Origin of the sequence: Microbacterium sp. (assembly GCF_035554235.1) — a bacterium.
In the GTDB taxonomy this organism is placed as follows: domain Bacteria; phylum Actinomycetota; class Actinomycetes; order Actinomycetales; family Microbacteriaceae; genus Microbacterium.
The window spans coordinates 1-8255 of sequence record NZ_DATMIO010000119.1; the positions used below are offsets into that span (position 1 = coordinate 1).

The window sequence follows — 8255 nt, forward strand, 5'->3', positions numbered from 1 at the left end:
CGCCGCGATCTCCTGGCGGATGGCGATCATCGCCTCGCAGAAGCGGTCGAGCTCGGCCCGGCCTTCGCTCTCGGTGGGCTCGATCATCATGGTCTCAGGCACCGGCCAGGACATGGTGGGGGCGTGGAAGCCGTAGTCGACGAGGCGCTTGGCGACGTCATCCACGGTGATCCCGGTCTGTTCCCGCAGCGGACGCAGGTCGAGGATGCACTCGTGCGCGACGAGTCCGTCCTCGCCCGTGTAGAGCACCGGGTAGTGCTCGCGCAGGCGCGCCGCGACGTAGTTCGCCGCGAGCACCGCGGCGCCCGTGGCCTCCCGCAGCCCCTCCGCTCCCATCATGCGCATGTAGGCCCACGAGATGGGCAGGATGCCGGCGGAGCCGAAGGGCGCCGCAGACACCGCACCGCCGTCGTGTGTGAAGGTTCCGTGGTCCACGCGCTGCGCGAACGGATGCCCCGGCAGGAATGGTGCGAGGTGGGCCTTCGCCGCCACGGGCCCGACGCCGGGCCCGCCGCCGCCGTGCGGGATCGCGAACGTCTTGTGCAGGTTGAGGTGCGACACATCGCCGCCGAGGTCGCCGAACCGCGCGAACCCGAGCAGGGCGTTGAGGTTCGCGCCGTCGACGTAGACCTGGCCGCCCGCGTCGTGCACGGCCTGGGTGATCTCGAGCACGTCGTGCTCGTACACCCCGTGCGTCGACGGGTACGTGATCATCAGCGCGGCCAGCTCCACCGCATGTGCCGCGATCTTGGTCCGCAGGTCGTCGAGGTCGACGTTGCCCGCGTCGTCGCACGCGACGACGACGACCTTCATCCCCGCGAGCACCGCGGACGCGGCGTTCGTGCCATGGGCGGATGACGGAATGAGACACACGGTGCGCGCGGTGTCGCCGTTGGCGAGGTGCCACCCGCGGATCGCGAGGAGCCCGGCGAGCTCACCCTGCGACCCGGCGTTGGGCTGCAGCGAGACGGAGTCGTAGCCGGTGACCTCCGCGAGCCACGCCTCGAGCTGCTCGATCATCGCGAGGTAGCCGCGCACGTCGGCCTCGGGCGCGAACGGGTGCACCCGCGAGAACTCCGGCCACGACACGGCCGCCATCTCGGTCGCCGCGTTGAGCTTCATCGTGCACGAGCCGAGCGGGATCATCCCCCGGTCGAGCGCGTAGTCCCGGTCGGCGAGGGTCTTCAGGTACCGCATCATCGCGGTCTCGCTGCGATGCGTGTTGAAGACCGGGTGCGTGAGGTATTCGTCTTCGCGCATGAGGGCCGCGGGGACTCCCGCGAGCGCCTCGAAAGACGCGTAGGGCACCGTTCGATCGCCGTGCTCGTCGGCCGTCGGCAGCCCGAATGCCCATGCGATCGCAGCGAGGTCATCGGCGGTGGTGGTCTCATCGACCGACACCCCGACGCTCGCGTCATCCGCCCGGTAGAGCTGGTAGCCGCGCGAGCGCGCCCGCTCGATCACGCGTTCGGAGGGACCCGGGGTCACGACGCGGAGCGTGTCGAAGAACGAGTCCGAGGCGAGCGAGAGCCCGTGTGAGCGGAGGCGGTCGGCGAGAGCCTCCGCCTTGCGGGAGACGTCGGTCGCGATCGCGCGCAGCCCGGCCGGCCCGTGGTAGACCGCATACATCGCGGCCATCACGGCCAGGAGCACCTGCGCGGTGCAGATGTTCGACGTCGCCTTCTCGCGGCGGATGTGCTGCTCGCGGGTCTGCAGCGAAAGCCGGTAGGCGGGGTGGCCGTCGGCGTCCTGAGACACGCCGACGAGGCGACCGGGGAGCTGCCGCTCGAGCCCCTGACGCACGGCCATGTAGCCCGCGTGGGGGCCGCCGAAACCGAGCGGCACGCCGAAGCGCTGCGTCGTGCCGACGGCGACGTCGGCCCCGAGCGAGCCGGGAGAGGCGAGCAGAGCGAGCGCGAGCAGGTCGGCGGCGACGACCGCTAGGCCGCCCGCCGTGTGGGTCGCATCGATCACGCCCGAGGGATCCCAGACCCGCCCGCTCGCGCCGGGGTACTGCAGGAACGCACCGAATGGTTCGACAGGCTCACCAACCGGAGACAACAGGGTTCCGCCGTTCGCGAAGTCGACCTCGACGAGCTCGATTCCCACCGCCTCCGCACGCGAGCGCAGGAGCGCCTTCGTCTGCGGCAGCGCATCGGCATCCACCGCGAAGACGTTCGAGGAGGACTTCGACGCGCGCCGGGCGACCAGCATCCCCTCGACGACCGCCGTGGACTCGTCGAGCATCGACGCGTTCGCCGTCGCCAGCCCGGTCAGGTCGGTGACCATCGTCTGGAAGTTGATGAGCGCCTCGAGCCGGCCCTGCGAGATCTCGGGCTGATAGGGCGTGTACGCCGTGTACCACGACGGGTTCTCGAGCACGTTCCGCGCGATGACCGATGGCGTGAAGGTGTCGTAGTAGCCGAGGCCGATCATGGGGCGCGCGGTGCGGTTCTGCGATGCGAGCACCCGCAGCTCCGCGAGCGCCTCCGCCTCGGTCGCCGCGACGGGGATGTCGGTGGTCGTGCGCGGCTGCACGTGAATGGATGCCGGCACCGCCGCCTCGACGAGGGATTCGACGCTGTCGTAGCCGAGCGCGTCGAGCATGATGCGCTGCGCCGCGGCATCGGTCCCGATGTGTCGTGCCGCGAACTCGCCCGTCATTCGGCGCCGCCGGTGAGCGCGACGTAGCCCTCGCGGTCGAGCAGCTCGGCCGCGGACGACGCATCGATGCGGATCTTGACGAGCCAGCCAGCGCCGTAGGGGTCGGCGTTGACCAGCGACGGATCGTCGACCACGGCGTCGTTCGCCGCGACGACCTCGCCGGTCAGCGGGGCGTAGAGCTCGCCGACAGACTTCGTCGATTCGATCTCGCCGACGACCTGGCCGGCGCTCACGCCGGAGCCGGCGGCGGGCAGCTCGACGAACACGATATCGCCGAGCTTGTCGGCGGCGAAGTCCGTGATGCCGACGGTAGCCACGGTTCCTTCCTCGCCGATCGGGCCGTCGAGCGAGATCCACTCGTGCTCGGCCGTGTACTTGAGGGCGCTGAGATCGGTCATTTGTTCCTCCGGTAGAAGGGCAGGGCGGTGACGGTGGCGGGGATGCGTGTTCCGCGCACGTCGATGGTCAATTCGGTGCCATCGGCGGCCGCCGATGGCGCGACGAAGGCCATCGCGATCGGATGCCGCAGGGTCGGGCTGAGGGCGCCGCTGGTGATCTCTCCCACCGGTTCCCCCCCGCTCGTGGCAGGGCCGCCCTGGTACACGGCGTAGCCGGAGCGTCCGGCGCGCTTGCCTTCGGAGATGAGGCCCACGAGCACGCGCGCGTCGCTGTCGGGCCCCCCGATCAGCGCCTGGCGGCCGACGAACTCGTTCTTGTCGAGGGCGACGACGCGGCCGAGCCCTGCCTGAGCGGGGAGGATGCCGAGCGAAAGCTCGTGGCCGTACAGCGGCATCCCCGCCTCGAGGCGGAGCGTATCGCGCGCGGCGAGTCCCGCGGGCACGAGCCCGAGCGGGGCACCCGCGGCGAGCAGGGCGTCCCACAGCGGCGCCGCCGTGGGTGCCGGGACGTACAGCTCGAAGCCGTCCTCGCCCGTATAGCCGGTCCGCGCGACGAGCAGCGGCGCGCCATCGAAGAACGCGTCGGTCGCGGCGTAGTAGGGCAGGTCGGCGAGGGGCCGCCCGAGGTCGGTGATTCCCGGCGTGGCCTCGAGCACCGAGCGGGCGATCGGGCCCTGCACGGCGATGAGCGCGTAGTCGTCGCTGACGTCCACCACCGTCGCCTCGAACCCGGAGGCGCGCTCGGCGAGCGCCGCGGCGACCGGGGCGCGGTTGCCCGCGTTGGCGACGACGAAGAAGCGGTGGTCGGCGAGCCGGTACACGACGAGGTCGTCGATGATGCCGCCCGAGCGCTCGAGCAGGAGGCTGTACTTCGCCTTCCAGACGGGAATGGACGACAGGCGCCCGGCGAGCGCGTAGTCGAGCAGGATGCCGGCCTCGTGCCCCTCGACGAGGAACTCCGCCATGTGGGAGATGTCGAAGAGGCCTGCGGCCTCGCGGACGGCGTGGTGCTCGGCGAGCTCAGACGTGTAGCGCACGGGCATGAGCCATCCGCCGAAGTCGGTGAAGGAGGCGCCGAGCGCCTCGTGCGCAGCACGCAGCGGTGTCTCGTGCGCAGCACGCAGCGGTGTCTCTCGTGCGGGGAGTGCGGGGTCTGACATGAGTTCTCCGGTGATCGTCCGGGCAGGCGTCAGGTGACGCCGGCGAACTCCCCCTCTGTCATGGGCCTGAGAGTTTCGCCGCGAGGCATCCATTTCAGTGATCGGATGCTGCGGCTTTCACCTTCGGCGGATTTCTTGAACGGATGCGAGAAAACTGCGGGGAGACCCGTGGAGGTCGACTCGCCGGGTCTCGATACGCTCGCCTTCGGCGTGCTACTCGACCCGATTTCTTGCTTCGCTCGAAATCGCTTTTCAGAGTGGCCGGACCCGCGCGGTACACGGACCTGAGAGATTGGCGGGGAGGCTTGCTCCTTCGGTGCCCCGGGTGTGGTGCGTTCCGGGGCTCTCCCGCGAGGGTCATGCGGCCTGTCTTCAGTTGCGAGCCCAGCATATCCGCCGCGGGGGCGACTGCGCGCAGGTCACGCGGTACAGGTGCCCGAGGCGACCGTCGCGTCGAGGTCGGTCGCCTGTGAGAGCACCGGAGTGAGCTCCGTCATGGTCATGGCATAGCCCACGTTGTCGTCGTTGTCCGCGCGCGCGAACACGAGGCCGGTGACCGCCCCGGTGGTGGTCAGGAGCGGGCCGCCGGAGTTGCCGGGGCGCACGTGAGCGGCGAGCGCGTAGACGTCGCGCGACGACGACGACGAGTCGTAGATGTCGGGCACCTGCGCCGGGGCGACCGAGAGCACTTGAGCGGTCGACGCGGTGAACGGCCCGCCGTACGGATAGCCCTGCACAACGGCGGCGGACCCGACACCCAGGGTGGGCGCGACCGTCAGGGGCGCGCCGTCGAGGTCATCGACGGCGATCAGGGCGATATCGTCCACGGGATCGAAGTACACGACACGACCTTCGCGGGCCGCGCGCCCCGGGAGCTCGACGACGGGCCGGTCGACGCCGGCGACGACATGCGCATTCGTCATGACGCGGTCGGGGGCGACGACGAAGCCAGACCCGGACGCGCTGATTCCGCACGCGTAGGCGACCCCCGAGACGCGCGCGACCGACTGCGCGGCCGTCGTGAGGGCGGGGTCATCGAGTGCGACCTCCGGGCTGGTCGGCTGCATCTGCGGCGCCAAGAGCTCGCCGAGGCGCGGCATGCCCTCGGCGAGCGCGACGCCGCGCAGCTCGGCGAGTGTCGCCGCGATCGGCCGTGGCGTCAGGTCGGCGATCGCGGTGAGCACCCTCGATGACGAGACCGTCGCGGCGACGCCCGGCATCCCCGTCGCGGCGATGCTCTGCCCCGCCAGCGAGACCGCGAGCGCGGCCACGACGAGGGTCAGCGCCCCGCCGAGGATGCGCTCGAACACACGAAGCTTCGTCCGGTCGACACCGCGCCGCAGCGCCATCCCGATCATCGAGCCGACGACGGCGCCGAGCACGAGGATTCCCACGCCGACCGCCAGCACGACCGGTCCGCGCCACGCGGCGCCCGGGATCGCGGCGTTGACGAGCGGGACGACCCAATAGGCCGCTACGCCCCCGAGCGCGAGACCGATGAGCGTCCCGACGCTGGCCAGGAGCCCCCGTTGGATGCCGACGATGACCGCGACGACGAGAATCGCGATGATCACGAAGTCGATGGCGCTCACCCCTGCTCCCCTCTGCGGACGCCAGCGAGCCTAGGGCCTGCACCTGGGAGGTCTCCGGAATCCACGACACGTATTTGCACTTCATGTCATGGTGACTATAAGATGATCTCGAGAGTTAGGGTCACCATGACACAAAGCGGCATTCTCGACACCGAGCAGGCACCGGATCTCGAGCGGGCACGCCCGGCGGACGACGTCACGCGCGTCGCTGTCTCGACCGTCATCTTCAGCCTCCGGCCCTGCGCCGACGGCGCCGCGGTGGTGCTTCCCCTCGTGCGCCGCACGCGCGACCCGTTCCAGGGCCTCTGGGCGCTTCCCGGCGGCTGGCTCGATGCGGCGGAGGGGCTGGATGCCGCGGCATCCCGCACGCTCGAAGAGACGACCGCCCTCTCCCCCAGCTACCTGGAGCAGCTCTACGCATTCGGTGACGTCGACCGCTCGCCCACCCGCGTCGTGTCGATCGTCTACTGGGCGCTCCTGCGACCCGACGAGATCGCCGACGCGGCGGAGCGCGAGAACGTCGAATGGTTCGACGCGGCATCCCTCCCCCGCCTCGCCTTCGACCACAACGACATCGTCGACTACGCCCTGTGGCGCCTGCGCAACAAGGTGGGCTACAGCCGCATCGCCCACGGACTCCTCGCCGACGAGTTCACCCTCGCCGAGCTGCGCGAGGTGTACGAATCCATCCTCGGGCGACGCCTCGACCCCGCGAACTTCCGCCGCCAGGCGGAGCACTCGGGCACCCTCATCCCGACCGACCGCTTCCGCACGGGCAGCCACCGGCCGGCCCGCCTCTACCGCTACAACCAGGACGTCGAGCTCGCGGACCGCGGGCCCCTGACCGGATCGAGCACGAAATGACCCTGCACCCATCAACGGTGGCCGACCCCTCGGTCGACCACGCGCTGCGACTCATCACCACGGGTCGCTCCACCACGGAGACGTGCAACACCGATCTCGTGGCCGGACCGTGGAATTTCGACATCCGCCCCGGCTACGGTCCCGGGGCATCGATGGGCGATGTCATCCCCACCGGATCTCCGCGCCAGGGCGAGCTGCCCGTCGAGTATCGGGACGCCCCCGAAGAAGAGCTCGACGCGCGCATCCGCGCCGCGAAGGCGACGCTCGGCGATCGCGTCGTGGTGCTCGGCCACTTCTACCAGCGCGAAGAGGTCGTGCGGCACGCCGACTACGTCGGCGACTCGTTCCAGCTCGCCAACGCCGCCAAGGCACGACAGGATGCCGAGGCGATCGTGTTCTGCGGCGTGCACTTCATGGCCGAGACCGCCGATCTTCTCTCGGCACCCGAGCAGGCGGTCATCCTGCCGAACCTCGCCGCCGGCTGCTCCATGGCCGACATGGCCAACATCGATCAGGTCGAGGAGTGCTGGGAGCAGCTCGAAGAGGTCTTCGGCCCGCTCGATGTGCCGGGACCCGACGGCCGGGTGCCCGTCATCCCGGTCACCTACATGAACTCCGCGGCCGACCTGAAGGGCTTCTGCGGGCGCCACGGCGGCATCGTGTGCACGTCCTCGAACGCGAAGACCGTGCTCGAGTGGGCGTTCGAGCGCGGCGAGCGCGTGCTCTTCTTCCCCGACCAGCACCTCGGCCGCAACACCGCGAAGGCGATGGGTGTGCCGCTCGAGCAGATGCCGATGTGGAACCCGAACAAGCCCCTCGGCGGCAACGAGTTCTCGGCCGTCGAGGACTCCCGCGTCATCCTGTGGCACGGCTTCTGCTCCGTGCACCGCAGGTTCACCGTCGACCAGGTCGAGAAGGCACGAGCCGACCACCCCGGCGTGCGTGTCATCGTGCACCCCGAGTGCCCGATGCCCGTCGTCGACGCGGCCGACGAGGCGGGCTCGACCGACTACATCCGCAAGGCGATCGAGGGTGCGACCGAGCCCACGACGTTCGCGATCGGCACCGAGATCAACATGGTGAACCGGCTCGCGGCCGAGTTCCCGCAGCACACGATCTTCTGCCTCGACCCGGTGATCTGCCCGTGCTCGACGATGTACCGCATCCACCCGGGCTACCTCGCGTGGGTGCTCGAGGCGCTCGTGCGCGGCGAGGTGCTCAACCAGATCTCGGTGCCAGAGGATGTCGCGGCTCCCGCCCGCATCGCCCTCGAACGGATGCTGGCGGCCAAGCCGTCTCCGCCGAAGGCGGGCTTCTAGCATGGCCCGCGTGGTCGTCGTCGGCACCGGGATCGCCGGCCTCATCACCGCGTACCGCGCGAGCAAGCGGCACGACGTGATCCTCGTCACGAAGTCCGAGCTCGCCGAGAGCAACACGAAGTACGCGCAGGGCGGCATCGCCGCAGCGCTGTTCCCCGACGACAGCGTCGAGCTGCATATCGCCGACACGATGCGCGCGGGTGCCGGCCTGTGCGATCCGGCCGCGGTCGAGGTGCTGTGCTCCGAGGGTCCGCAGCG

General features: G+C 70.3%; 7 protein-coding genes and 1 riboswitch. Of the genes, 3 read left to right on the plus strand and 4 right to left on the minus strand.

Annotation, left to right across the window (positions count from 1 at the left end):
- The 4 genes from gcvP to VNT50_RS05870 form a co-directional block, all read right to left on the minus strand.
- Positions 1–2664: aminomethyl-transferring glycine dehydrogenase (gene gcvP, locus VNT50_RS05855; RefSeq protein WP_325484163.1), on the minus strand; the 2664-nt coding region annotated here is incomplete at its 3' end.
- Positions 2661–3062, minus strand: a complete 402-nt coding sequence (gcvH, locus tag VNT50_RS05860) for a glycine cleavage system protein GcvH (protein WP_325484164.1) — start codon at positions 3060–3062, stop codon at positions 2661–2663. The genes gcvH and gcvP, both read right to left, overlap by 4 nt.
- Positions 3059–4222 (minus strand): glycine cleavage system aminomethyltransferase GcvT, encoded by a 1164-nt coding sequence (gcvT, locus tag VNT50_RS05865; RefSeq protein WP_325484165.1) that lies wholly within the window; start codon positions 4220–4222, stop codon positions 3059–3061. Before gcvT ends, gcvH begins: the two co-directional genes overlap by 4 nt.
- A gap of 262 nt (positions 4223–4484) precedes the next feature.
- A riboswitch (glycine riboswitch) is annotated at positions 4485–4583 on the minus strand.
- A gap of 58 nt (positions 4584–4641) precedes the next feature.
- Positions 4642–5814 carry a MarP family serine protease gene (locus tag VNT50_RS05870; RefSeq protein ID WP_325484166.1) on the minus strand — a complete coding sequence of 391 codons (1173 nt, stop codon included), beginning with the start codon at positions 5812–5814 and terminating at the stop codon, positions 4642–4644.
- Positions 5815–5940: 126 nt separating this feature from the next.
- Here VNT50_RS05870 and VNT50_RS05875 point away from each other — a divergent pair, with 126 nt between their 5' ends.
- The 3 genes from VNT50_RS05875 to VNT50_RS05885 all read left to right on the plus strand — a co-directional run.
- Positions 5941–6678: an NUDIX hydrolase gene (locus VNT50_RS05875; protein ID WP_325484167.1), complete on the plus strand. Its 738-nt coding sequence runs from the start codon at positions 5941–5943 to the stop codon at positions 6676–6678.
- Positions 6675–7997, plus strand: a complete 1323-nt coding sequence (nadA, locus tag VNT50_RS05880) for a quinolinate synthase NadA (protein ID WP_325484168.1) — start codon at positions 6675–6677, stop codon at positions 7995–7997. The genes VNT50_RS05875 and nadA overlap by 4 nt, the downstream gene beginning before the upstream one ends.
- A gap of 1 nt (position 7998) precedes the next feature.
- On the plus strand, positions 7999–8255 hold a 257-nt coding region (locus VNT50_RS05885), incomplete at its 3' end, for an FAD-dependent oxidoreductase (RefSeq protein ID WP_325484169.1).

Coding starts and splice junctions, on each gene's coding strand:
- gcvH (WP_325484164.1), bottom strand. CDS start 3,062: ATGACCGATCTCAGCGCCCTCAAGTACACGGCCGAGCACGAGTGGATC.
- gcvT (WP_325484165.1), bottom strand. CDS start 4,222: ATGTCAGACCCCGCACTCCCCGCACGAGAGACACCGCTGCGTGCTGCG.
- VNT50_RS05875 (WP_325484167.1), top strand. CDS start 5,941: ATGACACAAAGCGGCATTCTCGACACCGAGCAGGCACCGGATCTCGAG.
- nadA (WP_325484168.1), top strand. CDS start 6,675: ATGACCCTGCACCCATCAACGGTGGCCGACCCCTCGGTCGACCACGCG.